This is a genomic window from Halolactibacillus alkaliphilus (genome assembly GCF_900115465.1).
Classification (GTDB): Bacteria; Bacillota; Bacilli; order Bacillales; family Amphibacillaceae; genus Halolactibacillus; species Halolactibacillus alkaliphilus.
The window spans coordinates 1-20,114 of record NZ_FOWN01000011.1; the positions used below are offsets into that span (position 1 = coordinate 1).

The 20,114-nt window shown below is 37.6% G+C and carries 12 protein-coding genes, 1 pseudogene and 1 riboswitch; of the genes and pseudogenes, 11 read left to right on the top strand and 2 right to left on the bottom strand.

Annotated features, from left to right (window positions below; translation table 11 throughout):
• Positions 1-194 (bottom strand): annotated as a pseudogene (locus BM163_RS06255) (IS5/IS1182 family transposase); the annotation flags it as partial.
• Between the two features lie 315 nt (positions 195-509).
• Positions 510-676, top strand: a riboswitch (M-box (ykoK) riboswitch).
• A 206-nt stretch (positions 677-882) separates the two neighbouring features.
• Between BM163_RS06255 and mgtE the strand changes: the two are divergent.
• The 3 genes from mgtE (at position 883) to BM163_RS06270 (ending at position 4,080) form a co-directional block, all read left to right on the top strand.
• Entirely contained in the window at positions 883-2,244 is a 1,362-nt protein-coding gene (mgtE, locus tag BM163_RS06260) for a magnesium transporter (RefSeq protein WP_089801304.1), read from the top strand.
• Between the two features lie 259 nt (positions 2,245-2,503).
• Entirely contained in the window at positions 2,504-3,130 is a 627-nt protein-coding gene (locus tag BM163_RS06265; protein ID WP_089801306.1) for a YczE/YyaS/YitT family protein, read from the top strand.
• Between the two features lie 35 nt (positions 3,131-3,165).
• Positions 3,166-4,080, top strand: coding sequence for a diacylglycerol/lipid kinase family protein (locus BM163_RS06270; RefSeq protein WP_089801307.1), 915 nt, complete (start codon positions 3,166-3,168; stop codon positions 4,078-4,080).
• A gap of 49 nt (positions 4,081-4,129) precedes the next feature.
• On the opposite strand, the gene BM163_RS06275 is transcribed toward BM163_RS06270, so the two are convergent.
• The gene (locus BM163_RS06275) at positions 4,130-5,776 is read right to left on the bottom strand and encodes a GGDEF domain-containing protein (RefSeq protein WP_089801309.1); all 1,647 of its coding nucleotides are present in this window, start codon (positions 5,774-5,776) and stop codon (positions 4,130-4,132) included.
• 208 nt (positions 5,777-5,984) lie between these two features.
• On the opposite strand from BM163_RS06275, the gene BM163_RS06280 reads away from it, so the two are divergent.
• From BM163_RS06280 to BM163_RS06315, 8 genes are all read left to right on the top strand, one after another.
• Positions 5,985-6,995, top strand: a complete 1,011-nt coding sequence (locus BM163_RS06280; RefSeq protein ID WP_089801310.1) for a LacI family DNA-binding transcriptional regulator — start codon at positions 5,985-5,987, stop codon at positions 6,993-6,995.
• Positions 6,996-7,046: 51 nt separating this feature from the next.
• Entirely contained in the window at positions 7,047-8,765 is a 1,719-nt protein-coding gene (locus BM163_RS06285; RefSeq protein ID WP_089801312.1) for a methyl-accepting chemotaxis protein, read from the top strand.
• A gap of 398 nt (positions 8,766-9,163) precedes the next feature.
• Complete coding sequence (locus BM163_RS06290) at positions 9,164-10,480, top strand: ABC transporter substrate-binding protein (RefSeq protein ID WP_089801314.1); 1,317 nt, start codon at positions 9,164-9,166, stop codon at positions 10,478-10,480.
• Positions 10,481-10,546: 66 nt separating this feature from the next.
• Positions 10,547-11,449: a carbohydrate ABC transporter permease gene (locus tag BM163_RS06295; RefSeq protein ID WP_089801316.1), complete on the top strand. Its 903-nt coding sequence runs from the start codon at positions 10,547-10,549 to the stop codon at positions 11,447-11,449.
• 12 nt (positions 11,450-11,461) lie between these two features.
• Entirely contained in the window at positions 11,462-12,310 is an 849-nt protein-coding gene (locus BM163_RS06300; protein WP_089801318.1) for a carbohydrate ABC transporter permease, read from the top strand.
• Positions 12,311-12,338: 28 nt separating this feature from the next.
• Entirely contained in the window at positions 12,339-12,971 is a 633-nt protein-coding gene (locus tag BM163_RS06305; RefSeq protein ID WP_170243639.1) for a YesL family protein, read from the top strand.
• A gap of 25 nt (positions 12,972-12,996) precedes the next feature.
• Positions 12,997-16,149 (top strand): hypothetical protein, encoded by a 3,153-nt coding sequence (locus tag BM163_RS06310; RefSeq protein ID WP_089801322.1) that lies wholly within the window; start codon positions 12,997-12,999, stop codon positions 16,147-16,149.
• A gap of 170 nt (positions 16,150-16,319) precedes the next feature.
• Positions 16,320-20,051, top strand: coding sequence for a carbohydrate binding domain-containing protein (locus tag BM163_RS06315; RefSeq protein ID WP_089801324.1), 3,732 nt, complete (start codon positions 16,320-16,322; stop codon positions 20,049-20,051).
• The last annotated feature ends 63 nt before the right edge of the window (positions 20,052-20,114 follow it).

Below are 20,114 nucleotides of genomic sequence, written 5' to 3' on the forward strand. Positions count from 1 at the left end.
TATCTTATAAAAACAGAAATAATCATAGCAGCGTAGTTAAGCTCCTCCGGAGCTCCAAGACGTGATTTTTTACTTACCTCACGGTAAATGTGGTCAATATCAATGACCGAAATAATAGCGTCATATCGTTGGGTAGGTTCCATTGCATATAATTCATTAATGCTAAATAAACTCTCTTGTCGTATAATAGGCATAGGGAGTTCTCCTCCAGTCTTTTGGTTTAGTTTGGTTACTTACCATTATACAAGACTTGGGGAGGTACTTCCTTTTTTATGCTTCAAAACCATTGGGCCGCAAGGCCTCAGAATTATGAAATTCATTCAATTAGAAAAGATTTAAACTTATTCTATGTTTAATTTAACTTTTATTTAACTCCTCGTGTAAAATTAAAACAGCATTTAACTTATTTGGCTGTAAGGATAGCAGTGGCAAAAGAAAAGTCAATGACTTAGTCATTGTACGATTTGACAAGAGGTTCCATCCCCTTTAGAATGAACGTGTCAAGATAAGTTATACCTCGTTAGGTGAGGCTCCTGTGCAGGAGATACGCTGCTGCCCAAAAACGTCCAAAGACGCCAATGGGTCAACAAGAATCATCGACATAAGGTGATTTTTAACGTAGCTGGATAATGTCCTATGCCGCACAGTGCTAAAGCTCTACGAATGGAGGCGTTTATTTAGTTTAGTCTAAAACCTGTCTCCTATATGAGATGGGTTTTTATTATGGACTTGAAAATGGAGAAAAAAGGAGTGAAGATGCTGTGGATAGTTATTCAAGTTATCAAGATGACGCTGAAATATATAGGTATAATATTGAAGGCTTCCCTCATTTGATTCACTCTAAATGTATAGCCTTCTAAATAATGAAGGGAGTACGATAGTATGATCGCATTCGATGAAGTAAACCGTACAGATTATGCCACGGACGTATTACAAGCACTAAAGCAAGGTGATAAAAAGACGTTTCGTGAATTGTTTTTAGATTTACATCCAACAAATCAATTAGAGATTTTTGTTCAACTCAACCGACAGTTACGACAAAAGTTATATGAGTTAATGACAGGTAATGAATTTGCAGAAGTGTTTATAGAGTTAGAACTTGAGAAGCAAAAGTTAATAATTAATGAGCTCACCGATCAATACATGAAGGAGCTTTTTGACACAATTCCTACAGATGACGTAGCAGACTTTCTAGCTGAACTTGATAAGGCAGAGAAAGATAAGATACTGCATGCAATGGCGCCAGAGCGAGAAATGATCATTCGTGAACTACTCAGTTACCCAATTGAAACAGCTGGGGGGTTGATGGCGAAGGAGTTCATTACAGTAAGTAAAAATGAAAAGGTTAGTGAAGTCATTGATAATCTCCGTTTTCAAGCACCTGACGCTGAAACGATTTACTATTTATATGTATTAGATGAACAATCTAAACTTGTTGGTGTTGTGTCTTTGCGGGATTTAATTATTTCACCTGCCTTTGAGACTATTGACAATATTATGGGGACAGATATTGTGTCTGTCACAACCGAAATGGATCAGGAAGAAGTTTATAAAATTATGAAACGATATGACTTTTTAGCTGTGCCTGTTGTAACCAAAAAAGGAGAGTTAACTGGTATCATCACTATTGATGATATGATGCATGTAATGGAAGAAGAAGTAAATGAAGATTTTGATGAGTTTATCGCTGCTAAAGGTGGTACAGATATTAATATCAGTTCATTTGCAGCAGCTAAAAAAAGAGCGCCATGGATTGTGATGCTGATATTCTTTGGTTTTTTAACAGGTGGTGTTATAGGCTCATTTGAAGAAGCTTTAGAGGAAATGGTGATTCTGGCAGTGTTTATTCCATTAATTATGGATTCAGCCGGTAATGCAGGAACACAATCGTTAGCGGTTGTCGTGCGTGCAATTGCGACAGATTCATTTGAAAAACGTGGGCTACTTTCTGCGATTCGTCGGGAACTTGGAACAGGCCTATTGCTTGGTGCTATTACGGGCACAGTTTTACTTATTGTCATCCCGATCGTTTATGGAAGTTTTGCTCTTTCGTTAATTGTTGCTTCATCACTTTTCATCACGCTTAGCTTTTCTACCATCACGGGCGCTGTTGTTCCAGTAATTATTACAAAGTTAAAATTAGACCCGGCGATTGCTTCAGGCCCATTTATTACAACTTTAAATGATATTTTAGGTCTCATCGTCTACTTTACGATTGCCACGACATTTATGGCATATTTGTAAGTGATGAAATATTAGCATATATTATTTAAGTCGCATAGACAAAAGCTCTCTTAATAGCATAAGAGGGCTTTTTGCATGGTTGTTTGAGGGTTAAATAAAGACCACTCATCTACTCAGTCATAGGTTATCTGCATAAGCTCTTTTTAAGAGACTTCGAGAAGGACAATAGTTTCATATAATTTCTAAGCAGAATTCCTAGTTAAATTATGGTATAGTTTAATAAGAAATAGATAGATAAAAGAAGAAAAGAGGCGACGAGATGTCATTAATACATAAACGAATAATCGGCATGCTGGTAGGTAATTTATTATTGGGTATCGCAATTGGTATTTTAAGAATTGCTGAGCTTGGAACAGATCCCTTTGCAACGATGAACTTAGGGGTAAGCTCAACCATTGGTTTAACTTTTGGTTTTTATTCTGTTATTTTTAATTTGCTGTTGTTTGTTTTTCTCTTTATTAATAGTCGCGAACTCATTGGGTTTGGTACATTTATAAACATGTTTCTATTAGGGTATACCGCAGACCTTATTGTTTATGGCTATGAGACACTCGCCTTAAATGGTTTTGATTTAGGTGTGCGCTTTATTCTCGTCTTTGTGGGAGTCTTCATATCATCTGTAGGGTTATCGTTATATGTAACGGCTAATCTAGGTGTATCACCTTATGATGCGCTACCGTTAATTCTCCAAGAACTAACAAACAATAGAATTCCTTTCGGAATAGCTCGTTTGATCGTTGATGCTACGGCTGTTGTGATTGGCTTTTTATTTGGTGCGGTTGTTGGCTGGGGGACGTTAATTGTCGCTGTCTCGTTGGGGCCATTAGTGTCCGTTTTTAATAAATATTGGTTTGAACCGATATTAAAGCCAGAGGTGCTGAAGTAAGGCTGATGTTAATAGCTTTAAAGTGAGGTGTAACCATGAGTGTAGCGTTTATAGTTAATCCGACTTCCGGTAAAGGAATCACAACGTTTAACCGTTTTAAACAAAAATTGACTATTTCTTACCGTTCCTATATTACTGGTTATCAAGGGCATGCAACAAAGATTGTAAAATATTTGGTTAAAGAAGAGAAAGTGACGTTAGTGATTGTTGTTGGTGGTGATGGAACAATTCATGAAGTGCTGAATGGACTTGATGATGAAAAGATGACTTTAGGTGTTATTAAGAATGGGTCGGGTAATGATTTTTCTCGCTATTTTAAGACGTTTCAAGATCCGAAAGAAATCGAGCACTTTATGCGACAACCTAAACGTACATCTGTTGATATGTTGAAGGTGAAGCACGGGAGCTTCAACCGTTGCATGATAAATAATGGAGGAATTGGTTTTGATGCGTTTGTTTGTGAGTATGTAAATCAATCAAAGGCTAAAAAACACTTGAACAAGTTACGACTGGGAAAGTTAGTGTATCCCTTGTTTGTATGCAGAGCTTTTAAAGTATTTAAGCCTTTTTCAGTTACAGTGACCATTGATGGAGAGGTCACGCTTTATGAACGTGTATGGTTTATAACGGTGAGTAATCAGCCTTATTTTGGTGGAGGGATGAACATAGCGCCAAAGGCAAAAGCGACGGATCGTTTACTTGATATTACGATTGTGCATGGGCTAGATGCTAAAGGAGTTTTTAAGCTATTCTGGCAGGTCTATCGAGGGACTCACGAAAAGTCACCATATGTTTCTCAATGTCAAGTGCATGATATGACTGTGAAATTAGCTGAGCGAGTGGTTTGTCATAGTGATGGTGAAACCTATTATATGAATGGACATTTTCCTATTCATTATTCAGTTAGTCCGCAAAAATTAAAGTTGGCTGAAACATGTCAAAACAAATGAAAAGGTTATCAGGTCATCGAGTGAATATAAAAGAGAAGCCTGTTAGGTCTTAGCTTCTCTTTTTTCGTTCTATTTTATTTTTGTACATAAGTTGGTCGACGTGATGATAAAAATGGGTATATTTTGGCCATTCTTTTTCGTTATAGAGGTCACTGCCAATCGCTACATCGAGCGTATAAGGTAACGTTTCAGAATGATCTTTTAATGCTTTTCGCATGGCGATGACTTGGTTTTGATAATGGTGTTTATCTAAACGGTCACTTAATATCACAAATTCATCACCGCCAATACGGTAACAGCTTGACCCAATAAAAGCATCTAACAATATTTTGTATACAAGCATAATGGCCTGGTCCCCGCTCGTATGACCGAAAGTGTCATTGATAAATTTTAAATCATTCAAATCAACAAGAATTAATCGAAAATGCTTATTGCCATTAAGGCGATTATTTAAGTCTCGCTCATAAGCTGTACGATTTAATCCGTTTGTAAGAAGGTCCTTATAAGCAAGTGTTTCAAGCAATTGGTTTCTTCTAGCTTGTTCGGCGCTTTGTTTAAGGTATCGATACGTATCGATGAAAAGAAGGCTAAAAAAGACCAGTACCCCAATGAGAAGCATGCTTGAAATAGCTTGAAAGCTTCTTGTGAAAAAAAGGACAATTTCAAAAATAACTGCAATCACGAAGATAGATAAATAGCGTGAGAATTGACGTATTTCGCTGCTTCTGTCAAGGTGATATTCATAGGTAAGCGCACCTATTTGTATGATAGATAAAATAAGAATGATAAGTAAAACAAAGGCTATTAATTCAATGAAATTAAAGTAGTTAAATTGTTGTAAAAATAATATGGCAATTGAAGTCATAGCAAAGATTAACGCGACGGACCTAAATAAGGTAATAAATCGTTTCGTTACGGATTCTTTAATATATAGTGCAATAAAACCTGCGATAAGAGGGACCATTAAATAGCTCAGGCCTCCAATAATAAATGGATTTCCAGTAATAAATTGAAGAAGCTTGGACTCGCCAAAAATCCATAAACTTGTAGTTAAACTAAGCAACCCTAAGTACAACAATCTGTTATCAATAAATTTTCTTTGTGACAAGGCGATAAGTAAACAACTCATTGCTAATATAAACAGAATAAGACCAACGACAAAGTTTAAGCCCTGGTTCTTAATAATATGAAAAAGTAAAGCATCGCTTGAACCGATTTGAATAGGGTTGATTGTTCCAGCGAAGGCATTAGTTTCAGAACGAATTTGAAGCGTTAGTTCTTTGTCTTGATATCCGTAAGGTAAGTAAACCAATTCCCAGGAACTTGTGAGTGGTGTTCTTAGTCTGCCGTTTTGGTTGTTTACCTTTTGGTGAATCATCTCGCCATCTAAGTACACCGTAATATCTTGTAGTGACGCTCTAATCAACACATGATCATAACTATCAGGTGTTTTGGGTAGTGTCGTTGTGGCAAAATATGTTGTGTTTTTCCCTACATTAATTTCCGCTGGTAAATCAACGGTTTTGACATGCATATCCCCTAAAAAGATGGCCCAATCATCGTTAAGAGAAGTTAAACGATCGGGTAGTAATTTATACTCAGTAGTATGATGTATATATGAAAAAAATGTAAATAACAATAAGAAAAACAAGCTAAAGCTCAAAACGATCCATCGGTTTCTCATATAATTCTGCATAGGCCGTGGCACCTCATTTTATGATAGGTCTTTAGTGTTATTTTAGCATAATCTTAACTATTTGTATCGACAAATATATTATTAAGGGCATATGGAGTATTTCGTAGGGATTTCGAAAACTTTCGAAAAAATAGTAAAGAGCTACTTGACCGGTTAATAATAAGTCGATATAATTAAAACGAAAACGCTTTCGAAGGAGGTGTAAATAATGGCGGTAACCATTTATGATATTGCAAAGGCAACAGGTTTTTCGATTACGACCGTTTCGAAAGTACTTAATAACTACCCGGATGTCGGACAAAAGACGCGGGAAAAAATATTAAAAACCGTTGATGAAATGGGGTATTTCCCAAGTTCATACGCGCGAACGTTGACGACGAAAAAATCCTACACTTTAGGCGTGATTTACATGGAATCACTAGGTATAGGTCTTAAGCACTCATTTTTTAGTGGTATTATACAATCATTTAAGCAAGTCGTTGAATTGGAAGGCTATGATTTATTATTTATCGCGAATAAAATTGGTGATGAGAAAAAAAGCTATTTAGATCACTTTAAATACCGTGGTGTCGATGGTGTTGTTGTTTTCAGCTCAGAAAATGATGATGAAGAATTAGATAAGGTGATTGATGCTGATTTACCCTCTGTTATTATTGACTTAGATAGCTCGAACACTAACGTTGTGCACAGTGATAATTATCAAGGGACAGAGTTAGCGTTACAATACTTAACGGATTTAGGACATAAAAAAATTGCTCATATTGCCGGACATCAAAATACCTTTTCTGGTATTGAACGGATGAAAGGGTTCTTAAAAGCAATGAAAAGGCTAGACTTAACGATTCCGCCTTCGTATATTGTCAACGGTGGTTTCTTCTCAATAGAAGGTGGTAGAGAAGCCATGCAGCAGTTGCTTGTATTAAATGAACGGCCAACGGCTGTCTTTGCTAGTTCAGATACAATGGCCCTTGGAGCAATACAAGTGATACAAGAAGCCGGCTTGCGTGTGCCAGAAGACATTTCAGTGATTGGCTATGATAACGTGGATTGGTCAGAATATATAACACCAAGATTAACAACAATCAGACAAGATGTTGATAAGATCGGGGCTGATGCGGCTAAAATCTTATTAAATAGCATTAACGGGAAAACGAAGAAGTATGTTAAAGAAGTCATTCCAGTCACATTAGTTAAAAGAGATTCATGTAGCGAAAGATAACTCGCTACATATTTTTTCAATAAAATAGAAAGCGCTTTAGGTGGTGGACGCATGTTATGGAAAAATAGGAGTATTGGGTGGAAGTATTCGCTAGTATATGTTATTACGATTGGCTTATTTCTAACTTCTGCAGGCATTATAACGTTTTATTTAGGTGATGTTGAAACAAAAGTGAATGATATGAATGAGGAAGTTCAACATATTGATAAACTAAATGCAATGGAGATTTTAATTCAGGAAAGATTTGTCTTACTTAGCCGTTTTATGGTAGCGCCAGATACAACGCAAGTGAACCAGTTCAATGCCACTGTTGAAACTTTCGATCATCTTGCTGAGGCTGTGAATCAGCGTCTCTCAAAAGAAGAAGAACAACAACTTTTTAGTGTGGTTGTCGCTCAAGACCAAGCGATTAGAGCGTTATACCAAGACTATATCCAAATAAGAGAACGAGATAAAACCGAGCAACTTAATTATATTACGCTAAGGGATGCTGGGCGTAACTACAATCAAGCAAGTTTTGCTTTAAATCAGTTAAAAGCCATTGCGGATGAAGATTTGGCGCATGATTCAGCTATGATATTCACACGTTTTACGGATACGCGCTTTACTTTCTTAATAGCCATCATGGTGTCACTGGTGATTGGTACAGTTATTTTAGTGGTGGTTAATCGGGAAGTATCGAAAAAGATGCGGCGGATTACACGTTTTGGTGATGCATTAATGAGAGGCGATTTGAGCTCTACACCAATTAACGTGAAAGGAACAGATGAATTTTCTCGATTAGGTACTATTTTAAATAATGTACAAACAACATTCAAAGGGATGATTGAGAGACTGTCATCAGTAAGTACGCATCTTAATGAAGAAAGCACAATGTTAGATGAAGGGGCAAGGAAGCTTCAAACGAAAAATCAAGATGTCAAATCGCATGTGAGTGAATTAAAAACCGCAGTCCATCATCAAGCTAACTTAACGGATGATATTGTGAAGTACTCTCAAACTTTCAATGAGACAATAGGTTTAATTGAAGAAGAAAGTGATGCGATGCGTCACAAGTCTAAAGATGTATCAAATCAAACCGCACAGGGCATTGAAGTCATGCATACATCTGTTGCTCAAATTAATACGATGTATGAGCTCATCGCCCAATCAACGAAGGAAATTATGAAGTTGAAAGACAATATTGGTCAAGTGGCGGATTTATCGGCGCTTGTAAATGATATTGCTAAACGGACGAATCTGTTATCGCTGAATGCCTCAATAGAAGCAGCGCGTGCTGGGGAAAAAGGGAAAGGCTTTGCGGTTGTTGCAAGCGAGATTCGGCAACTCTCACAAGATGTCAACGCTTCTATTACAGATATGAATGAGGTGTTAACATCGATTCAATTAGGTGCTGAAGAAGTGAGTGAAGTGCTTGTTCAATCTAGTGAGGGAATTGCCAAAGAAAAAGAGAACATGGGATACAATATTGAGGTTTTACAAAAAATGCAACAATTTATCGATCAGCTAATCCATCATGTTGATACAAATTATGCTAGCCTTAAAGTGATGGTTAACGAAAATCAACAACTGTATCAAGCGATTGAAGAAATGCAAGCATCCTCTGAGCAGACGTTTGAACAGCTTCAATTATCTGATCAGGCCATTAAAGAACAACGTTATGGTGTAGAGGGGATTGCATTACAGTCTGAAGCGCTGAAAGCGGAATCAGTACAATTAAGTGAACTCATTCAAACATTGCACCGAAAAAATGAAAAAACAAGCGAATAACTGTTGACAAACGCTTGGAAGGTCTTTAATATAGTAATTACTAAAGCGGTTTCGGAAACGCTTCCACGAAGGCGAAGAGTTAAGCGTTCCAAACAGCGAACCGCTGATGTACTATCATTAGATAAAAGCAAGGTAAATTTAATAAGACTATGCAAGTGAATGGCTGGACCGTCAAACTTAGAGGGTGAATTTGAACGATGTAAAACATTTCTTTTTTTAATTAATTTATAAAGCGCTTTCGGTAACAATGGGTACGCTTTAAAAGTGAGAGGAATCTGAGGCGGTTTAAGTCGAAAAAAACAGGGAATCTTAAGGAGGTGAGTCAATAATCACATTACGTTAATAGTTGAAAATGCTTGAAACATTCGATTGCTAATTAAAATTAGGGGGAAACAAACATGTCAAAATTATTTAAAGTATTTTTAGTAGGGTTACTTAGTGTATTATTGATGACAGCATGTGGCAGCGATGATACATCGACTGAAGACACATCAACTGACGACTCAACAACAGAAGATACATCAGCAGATACTGGTGATGACAAAGAAGCGGTAACATTAACGTTTTGGGAATTCGGTAACACAGGCTATGACGTACTAATTGAAGAGTATATGGAAGCAAATTCACACGTAACAATTGAACTACAAAATATGGATATGAATGATTTACACGATAATCTATTTACATCATTATCTGCAGGATCAGGTGCACCTGATGTAGCAATGGTTGAAGTAAACCAATTAGAACGTTACCGTGATGCAGAAGACAGGTTCCATAATCTAATGGATTTTGGTGCTGCTGATGTTGAGGGGAACTTCTTAGACTGGGTATGGCGTACTGGTGAAAACGCTGATGGATCGTTCATGTTTGGTTTACCAACAGATATTGGTCCAACAGTAATGTATTACCGTACAGACGTATTTGAAGAGGCTGGATTCGATCCATCTCCTGAAGCAGTAGGTGAGTTAATTCAAACATGGGATGACTTTGAAAGAGTTGCTCAAGAAATTTATGCTGAAACAGGTAAAATTATGACTGATGGTGCAGAACTTGTCTTTAATGCACGTCGTGATCAAGCACCAGAACACTTCTTTAACACAGAAGATGAATTAATCGTTGAAGAACATGACCACATCCGCAACGCTTATGATTATACTGTTAGCTTAATCGAACAAGACTTAATTGGTAACATTCAATTATGGACACCGGAATGGTTTGCAGGTATGGATGAAGGTACTTACGCAACATTATTAGGTCCAGCTTGGATGCAAGGTGTAATTAAAGATAATGCAGAAGCTGGTGTATGGTCTATTACTACATTACCAGAAGGTGCCGGTAACTGGGGTGGTTCTTACTTAACAGTACCAGCAGAATCTGATTATCCTGAAGAAGCCTATGCATTTATTGAATGGATGACAGCACCAGAACAACAATTAAAATCTTTCTTAGATTATGGTCTTTTCCCTTCAGCGCCAGCTGTATATGAAGATCCTGAGTTCTTAGATTACTCTGATGAATTCTTCGGTGGCATCAAAACAGCACAAGTATTCTCTGAAGCTGCAGAAGCTGTAATCCCTGTTTATAAAGGAAAAGGTTACTATACAGTAAACGATGCATTACAAGAAGCAATTTCTAACGTGAATGCTGGAGCAGATCCAGATGAACAATGGAACCAAGCACTCGAACAAGCGGAAAGTGCGTTAGCACGTCAATAAATGAAGAGAAAGGGTAAAGAATATGGCAGTGCCATATTCTTTACCCCATATTAAGGAGGGACACTCATGAAAAAAAGCCTCGATGAAAAAAAGAAGACTGCTCGAACCGCCTACTTCTTTATCTCCCCGTTCTTTATACTTTATGCTGTATTTGGGTTATTCCCGATGCTATTTAGTTTTTACTTAGCCTTCTTCAAATGGAACGGTTTAAGTGATATGACTTTTGTTGGCATGGAAAATTTCAATTTTATCTTTAGTGATCCAATTTTCTATGAAGCCATTAAGAATACCTTTATTATCGGGTTGTTAGGTACAGCGCCACAGATTATCGTTGGGATTTTACTTGCATTTGCGTTAAACTCAACACTGATTCGCTTTAGAAATGTTTTCCGTACGATGATCTTCTTACCTTATGTTACATCTATTGTAGCGGTAGCCATTATCTTTGGTGTTATTTTTAGTAATCAAGAAGCTGGATTTATCAACTATATATTAAGTTATTTCGGTATTGACTCAATTAATTGGAACATTCAAAACTGGCCAGTAAAAATCACTATTTCAATCATGGTATTCTGGCGTTGGGTTGGTTATAATACCATCATCTTCTTAGCCGGTATGCAAAGTATTCCAAATGCTCTGTACGAAGCGGCAAAAATTGATGGAGCAACAGTTTGGCAACAAATTCGTTTAATTACAATTCCGATGCTTAAGCCAACGATTACGTTTGTTGTATTTACTGCGACAATTGGGGCATTACAGCTCTTTACAGAACCACTTGTCTTCTTAGGACGTAACCTAAGACAAGAAGGTATTACAATGGTGGCTTATCTATGGAAGGATGCTTTTGTTTTTAACGCCTTTGGTACGGCATCTGCAGCGGCGATTGTGTTATTCTTTATCATTATTATTATCACAGGAATAAATATACTGTTAACCAATCGTATTGATCAGACAAAGAAAGCACGATAGGAGGGGAAAAGAATGAGTAAATCAGAGAATCATAAAACAAAAACCACTATACAAAAAGCTGTTGTGTATCTCTTTTTAACGGTCGGTTCATTGTTGTCGCTCTTTCCGTTTTATTGGATGTTCACTATGGCAACACGCACCAATCGTGAAATTAATTCGTTTCCACCCCCATTTACACCAGGAGCGGACTTAGTTGGAAACTTCCAAAAAGTTTTAGACAACATGGATTTCTTTGGCTCAATGGCCAATTCTCTGTTTGTATCAACGAGTATTACGGTAGGTGTTTTATTCTTATGTTCACTCGCAGGTTATTCTTTTGCAAAATTAGAGTTTAAGGGTAAAAAGTTCTTATTTTCAGTTATTTTAATTACGATGATGATTCCACCACAATTAGGGCTAATACCTCAATACTATATTATGACACAATTACAGTGGATCAATACATTCCAAGCTGTCATTGTACCTGGCCTTATTAATGCCTTCGGTATTTTCTGGATGCGACAATATATTCAGGATGCTGTTCCAGATGAACTCATCGAAGCAGCTAAAATAGATGGTTGTTCAACATTTAGAATCTATTGGAACATTGTTGCACCAACAGTATTACCAGCTTTTGCGACACTAGGTATTATCGTCTTTATGCAAGCGTGGAATGATTTCTTATGGCCACTAACTGTTTTAAGAGAGCCATCTATGCACACATTACAAGTTGCTTTACGTACATTAAATGATGCACGTCAAATGGATTACGGTATGATAATGTCTGGTACGTTCTGGGCAACGGTGCCACTAATCGTTATCTTTTTAATGTTCAATAAACTCTTTATTCAAAGTCTTTCAGAAGGTGCGGTAAAGAGCTAATTTTTTAAAAACTATGGGAGGAATAAACATGTCAAACAAAATTCATGTCGTTGCTGGATGGTTATCGCAGTTTATTATATTGAATGTGCTATGGGTGACCTTTACGATCCTCGGCCTCGGTATTTTAGGTGTTATGCCAGCAACGGTTGCTGTTTTTAGTGTCTCAAGAGACTTGATTCATCGCAAAGAAGATGTGTCACTACCTGTTTATTTCTTCCGCTACTATAAACAATCATTTTTGCTTGCAAATGCTTTTGGTGCATTATTTCTTGCATTAGGTTATATCGGGTATGTTAATTTTAGGTTTATCCCATTCTTTTACCCGGATTATTTACACGTTTACCTCATAAGTATTGTCATTGCTTTAGGTGTTGTACTAGGGCTGACGTTTATTAATTTGTTTTCGGTCATGGCGCATTATGACTTAAAAGGATTTCAATATGTAAGGAATGCCTTTAGCCTCGTATTTGCTGAACCAGGATTAATGCTAATGCAACTTTTTTGGTTAGTTGCGTATGCGCTTATTCTCATTTTCTTACCAAGAGTAGCTATTTTGATTGGTGTCAGTATGTTTAGTTATTTGATCATGGCAATACATTTATCTCGCTTTGAGCGGATAAAGCGGAAAAGTGACGCGCAAAAATTACTTGCTAATATGTAAAGAATTTTGAAAGTGAGGGGTCCAATTGTATCAACTCGATGAGAATCATCATTTTAATATTGAAAATTATCAAACCCTACCGACGTTCTCCAGTTTTTTACCGGGTGTAGCCGGTGAAAGTGGTTTACCGATTTGGGCTTTTTATGTCAACCGTGGTCAAGGGATTGCCAGTTTTGGTGTACAAGATAAAGACCATGCGATTATGGAGTTTTTACCAGCTGACAAATCATATCAACTCGTTCAAACGCAGGGATTTCGTACATTTGTAAAAATTATTGATGGAACTTCTAACCAAGTTGTTGAGCCGTTTGCAGCTCATGACACAACTGGACATACAAAGATGGAAATAGCGGAGAACATGCTCACGTTGCATTACCATCATGAGGTTCATGAATTCAGCTTAACCGTTAACTATTTTGCCTTACCAAACACGCCGGTTGCTGGTTTGGTACGACAGGTTACATTTAAAAATCATGCAAAAGATGAGCGGACTTTTGAGTTATTAGATGGCTTACCTAGTATTTTTCCAAGTGGTGTAGACAATGCGGCATATAAAGAGCTAGGCAATACATTAAAAAGTTGGTTTGATGTGAAAAATCTAGAAAATCAGCTACCGTTTTATTTCCTGCGAGGCAGTACGGCAGATTCTGCAGAAGTGACACGTATTACTCAAGGGAATTTTTACTATAGTACAGTCTATTTTAGAGGTCAAGAATCGATTGTTAAGCCAATTATTGATAAAAAACTAATTTTCGGCTCGGATACAACGTTACAAACGACCTTCCCATTCAATCATACCCCATTAAACCAACTTAAAAATCAGACAGAACAAACAACGAATCGTGTATCTGGCGGTTTTACACCTATTGATGTCACACTTCAAGAAAGCGAAGAGATCAACTGGTCAACGGTTGTTGGTTATGCGACAAGTCTAGATCATGTAAATAGTTACGTAAAACAAGAGCTAAGTTATACTATACTTCAAGAAAAAAAACAAGAAGCATTAACTATAACAAATCATATTACATCACCTATCACTAGCGAAACTAATGAGGCGCTATTTGATGCGTACAGCCGTCAAAGTTATTTAGATAATGGTTTGCGAGGCGGTTTTCCACATGTGTTTGTGCATGGAGATAAGGAGACTATTTACTATTTATACTCGCGTAAACATGGCGATTTAGAACGAGATTATAACTTCTTCTCATTAAGCCCAACGTATTATTCTCAAGGGAATGGAAATTATCGTGATATTAACCAAAACAGACGATGTGATGTTTTCTTTGAACCAAAAGTAAAAGATTATAACTTAAAAATGTTTATGAACCTCATTCAATTAGATGGATATAATCCACTTGGTGTGAAGGGTGTTCGTTTCACGTTGAAAACAGAGGATTTCGACTTTGACATGTATCTTGATAAAGATGATATTGTCTCACTTAAAGCTTTCTTTGATAAAAGTTATACACCAGGAGAGTTAAAGCACTACATTGAAGAGGAGCGTATATCTTTAAAGACAGATTTTGAGCTGTTTTTAGCACATGTACTGAGCGAATCTGATGAGAATTTTGAAGCGGAATATCACGAAGGATTTTGGGTAGATCATTGGACGTATAATCTGGATTTAATTGAAAGCTATTTAGCGATTTATCCGGATCTGACGAAGGAACTATATTTTGCTAAAGATTATCGTTTCTTTAATAGCCCAGCAGAAGTAAAAAAACGTGAGGATAAATACGTTTTAGTCGGGGATGACTTACGTCAATACAATGCCTTGCATATGAATAAAGATAAACCACAATCAGATTGGGTAAGAACATTAAAAGACCCTGATGTTGTATATGAGACAACCCTTTACAGCAAATTATTAACGCTAGGCCTTGTCAAAACAGCTACCTTAGCACCATTTGGCTTAGGTATTGAAATGGAAGCAGATAAGCCAGGTTGGAATGATTCACTCAACGGGCTACCGGGGATGATTGGCTCATCAACATCGGAACTGTATGAAGTGAAGCGGTTATTTGATTTATTGTTAGCTGTAAATCATTCTGAAACGGTCGCTATACCGGTGGAAGTGGATGAACTTTTAACACATGTTGTTGCAGCTATTCAAGAATACACTAAGGGTGAACAGTCTGAACAAGCTTACTGGCATGACGTGGCGACCCATCGTGAAAATTATCGTCACAAGATTTATAAAGGTCTTTCTGGTGATGAAGTTATGTCTTCAACAGATGATTTAAGAGAGAAGCTACAGTTATTAAATTCTCGCATTAAACAAGCGATTAAGGCTGTAGAGAGCTTCGATTCTGAACTCATACCGACTTACTTCTACTTTGAATTAGCTGATAAAGTGAGTTATACATCAAATGAAAAAATAGATGTCGAAAGCTTAACGTTTAAAGCTAAAGCGGTGACGCCTTTCTTAGAGGGATTAGTCAAAGCATTGAAATTAAAAGAGGACAAGGAAGCAGCAAAAGCATTATACAACCAAGTGAAACAGTCAAATATTTATGATCAAAAGCTAGGAATGTATAAAACGTCCATGTCCATTAAGGGCGAGAAAGACGAGCTTGGACGAGCTAGCGCGTTTACGCCGGGTTGGTTAGAAAATGAATCTGTTTTTCTTCACATGGAATATAAGTACTTATTAGCCACATTAAAGTCGGGTTTAACAGAAGAATTCTATGCGGATATGAAACAGGCCCTTATCCCATTCTTAGATCCTAAAATGTATGGGCGTTCAACGCTTGAAAACAGTTCATTTATTGCAAGTTCAGCAAATCCAGATCCTGATGTGCACGGTAGAGGCTTTGTTGCGAGATTAAGTGGCTCGACAATTGAGTTTATGAATATGTGGTTTGTTATGATGACAGGTGGTAAACCTTTTGTGATGGCAGATGATACATTAACTTTAGCCCTCCGCCCACAATTACCTGGTTGGATGTTTAAAGCTAACGGTGAAGTAAAAGTCAACTTCTTAGGTCAAGTAAACGTAGCATATAGTAATCCTAGCCGTACCGATACTTTTGGAGAACGAGGCGTTGGCCCGGTACGTTATACGTTAACGATGAAAGACGGTTCTATAGAAATAATAGAAGGCCCTTACATTAAAGGTGATCGTGCGTATGATGTTCGTTCTGGTAACGTCATAGATATTCAGTGTGAGTTAGCTTAAAGGTGATAGAGAAGAGATCGAAAGGTCTCTTTTCTTATAACCAAAAAAGAAAGCGCTTTCGTAATTTTCGCTCGTTTATTTGGAAAACTTTCGTTACTTCAAAGGAGGTGTTGCTAAATAAAAAGCTTCATTTTAAATACCTGTATTACTAATCTTAAGGAGGAACGTAAATGAAACAAAAAACAGCAGCTTTAATGATTATGGTCTTTATGATGTTCTTATTTATTGCACCATCTCCATCCATGACAAAAGTAGAGGCATCAGAATGGGAGCTTACGTTCGAAGATAATTTTGATGGAGATTCATTAGATAAATCAAAGTGGTCATATGATATAGGAAATGGTTTTTATCAAGAGGATGGTTCGTTTATTTCCGGGTGGGGTAATGAAGAATTACAATCTTATCAAAAAGAAAATGTTCGAGTTGAAGACGGTAAACTTATACTCGAAGCGCGTGAAGAAGAAGTATCTGACGACCAGGGTACATACAATTACACGTCAGGAAAGATTCATACAAAAGGGAAGTTTAAGCAGACATATGGTCGATTTGAAGCGAAAATGTCTTTACCTGAAGGACAAGGTTTTTGGCCTGCATTTTGGATGATGCCAGAAGAGGATATTTACGGTGGTTGGGCAGCTTCTGGAGAAATTGATATTATGGAAAATGCCGGTGGTACACCAACTAAAATTGGTGGCGCTATTCACTACGGTTCACAGTGGCCTAATAATACTTATACAGCAAAAGATTATTACTTCCCAGAAGGACAAGATATCACTGATATGAATGTCTATGCTGTTGAATGGGAGCCAGGAGAGATTCGTTGGTATGTGAACGATCATCTTTATCAAACGCTAAACAATTGGTCATCAAAAGATGGCAGTAATCCAGCAAAATTTGCTTATCCAGCACCATTTGATCAGGACTTTTATTTGATATTAAATTTAGCAGTAGGTGGCTGGTATGGAGGAAAACCTAATGATGATACCGTCTTTCCTAGCGCTGTTGAAGTAGAGTACGTAAGGGCGTACCAAAGATCAGGTTATCCTGAACCAGAAGAGCCTGCATTTGAAGCAGAAGAACTACCTGATGATGCAAAGGAAGCTATCGACGGAAACTATGTCTACGATATGACTTACAGTAAAGGATTCCAAAAACATATGACGCATGAGGATGTCGCAAATAAATGGGATGCGATAAACTGGAATTTTTTAACTTTAGGTGATTTTGGTGGAGAAGGTTCGATTAGTACAGAGGCGATTAACGAGGATACATTTGCTCGTATAGATATCTCAAAACCAGGAAACCAAACCTATTCGCTCCAACTCATTCAAAACGTCCCATTAGGTAAAGGACGCTATTATAAATTGAGTTTTGATGCGAAGGCTGAAGCTAATCGTTCAATAAACGTTAAAATTGGTGGGGGCGAAGCGAGAGGATGGACAGCTTATTCGCCAAATGCGGATTACGCATTAACGACCGAGGCAAACAGGTACGAAATGGTCTTCCAAATGCAACACGAGACAGACGCAGCAGCACGTCTAGAATTCAATGTTGGGAATAATGGACAAGGTGTTTCGATTGGTAATGTTGTATTAGAAGAAGTGTCTCCAGTGGACCCGTTTAATGAAAATGATTCAAAACGTCCGCTACCCAATGGTAATCATGTGTATAACGGCACATTCGACCAAGGGACAATGGACCGGTTAACTTATTGGCATGTAGATACGAATGATGCTGAAGTCAATGCTTATGTGCCGGCAGATATACGTCAATTTGTAGCAGAAATCATCGATGGTGGTGATAACAAAGAAGCGATAACGTTAAGACAAAAAGGTATTCAATTAACAGCAACAGATGAATACAAATTAAGCTTTAAAGCTAAAGCCAAAGCAAGTCGTGAGATTCAAGTAGGGTTGATGAGTGAAGATGGTACTGTTGAGTATGCGTTAGAGCCTGTCACATTAGCTGATGAATTTTCTGAATATGTCGTGAATTTTACTATGGCACAGCCGGAAGATTTAAACAGTCAACTTGTCTTTTTCTTAGGTGGCAATGACCAAGACGTGGTGTTAGATAATATTGTGTTAGTGCGCTTAACCAATAATAATACGCGCCTTACTTTAGAGGATCGTTTCCCGTTGCGTAACGGGAAATTTAATGAGGGGCTAAAATACTTTGACGTGCATAACCATGGTCTATACGAGCCATCATCAGATGCAGCACTAGGTGTCGAAAATGGTATGTTTGTAGCCGATATTAAAGCGACTGGCTGGGAGCCTTGGCATGTGATGTTGATGCAAAATGCTATGCAGTTTAAAGGCAATCAAACCTATACGTTATCATTTGATGCGCAGTCAACGATTGAACGTCAAATAGATGTTTCTATTGAAAATATTAGCTATCATCGCTATTTATCAGAAATCGTTACAGTCACACCAGAAGAAGAAACATTTAGTTTTACATTTACGATGCCTCAAGATGATAGCGTAGATATTAAGTTTTTACTAGGTGCTATTGAAGAGGTTACAAATCTTCCAGAGCATCAAGTGAAAATAGATAATATCTTATTAGAAATAGAAGGGTCAAGCGCAGAAGCCTTCCTATTGACTAATGGTGACTTTGCCGCTGATTTTGCTGATTGGACCACACATAATCAAGGTAACTATGGTGATAATCCATCTCAAGCGCAATTTACTGTTGAAGACGGTATGGCGAAGATTACAGTCGAACATGCTGGCTTGAATCCTTGGGATATTTCACTATCACAAGAAGAAAAAGTAGTCAAAGAAGGCGGAAATTATACGATCTCATTTGATGCTTATGCAACGACGGCACGTGAGATCGAAGCTGTAATTGATAATGGAGCACCGGGAGGCTATCACCGTTATCTTAATGAGAAGGTAGCATTGACGCCAGAGCGTCAATCTTACAGCTTTGATATAACAATACCAAAAGATGATATTGTTGGACTTAAATTCTTATTAGGTGCTCTTACCGGTGTACCAGAAGATGCGCACGATATCATTATCGACAATGTACGTTTTGAAGTTTCAGGAGTACGGGAGTATCTATATGGATTGGAGGCTTCAAGTGAAGCGCCAGGAGAAGATGACACCGTTAGCGTTGAAGATAATGACGTTGACAAAGTAGAACAAACCCAAAAGCTTGTCATTGTTATCACAGATGAAAAAGTGACGAAGGTGACCCTTTCTTCTCAACAAATTGAGCAATTACAAGCAAAAGATGCCACGATTATTATAAAAAAATTAGGGGTTGAAGTAGAGTTATCGTCTCATAACTTAAATGGTGACATTATCATTGAATTATCACCGAGCACTGCTGCAGGATTGACGCACCAAGACGTTGCGTTGAGTGATATTGTTAGTTTTACAATCAGTGAAAATGGCGCACCTAAAACAACATTTACGATGCCTGTGACGTTACGTTTTGCTCTGAACACTGAAGATTTAGATACTTCAACACTCGGTGTATACTATTTTAATCCTGAATCAGCGACATGGGAGCTTGTCGGTGGAACATATAGTGAGGGTATGGTGGTCGTTGACGTTGATCATTTTAGTACATTCGCTGTGTTTAACGCAGGGGCATTTGATCAAGATACACCAGACGAAGATCTAACAGGTGATACACCAGGTGAAGAAGGCCAAGGTGAAGACCCAACAGGTAATACACCAGGTGAAGAAGGTCAAGACGAAGACCCAACAGGTGATACATCAGGTGAAGAAAACGAAAGCCCATCAAATGAAGATGTGACAATGAATGAAGTATCAGAGATGGGTGAACATCAATTACCGAGTACAGCAACAAATATTTACCTGCTCCTTCTTGCAGGTGCTATGTTATTAATGATGAGTGGTACGGTGCTTGTTTTTCATAAGTAACGAGAAAAATAGTCAAGACCACATGTATCAATAGTTACAGAGTGATAAGCGGCTACTTACATA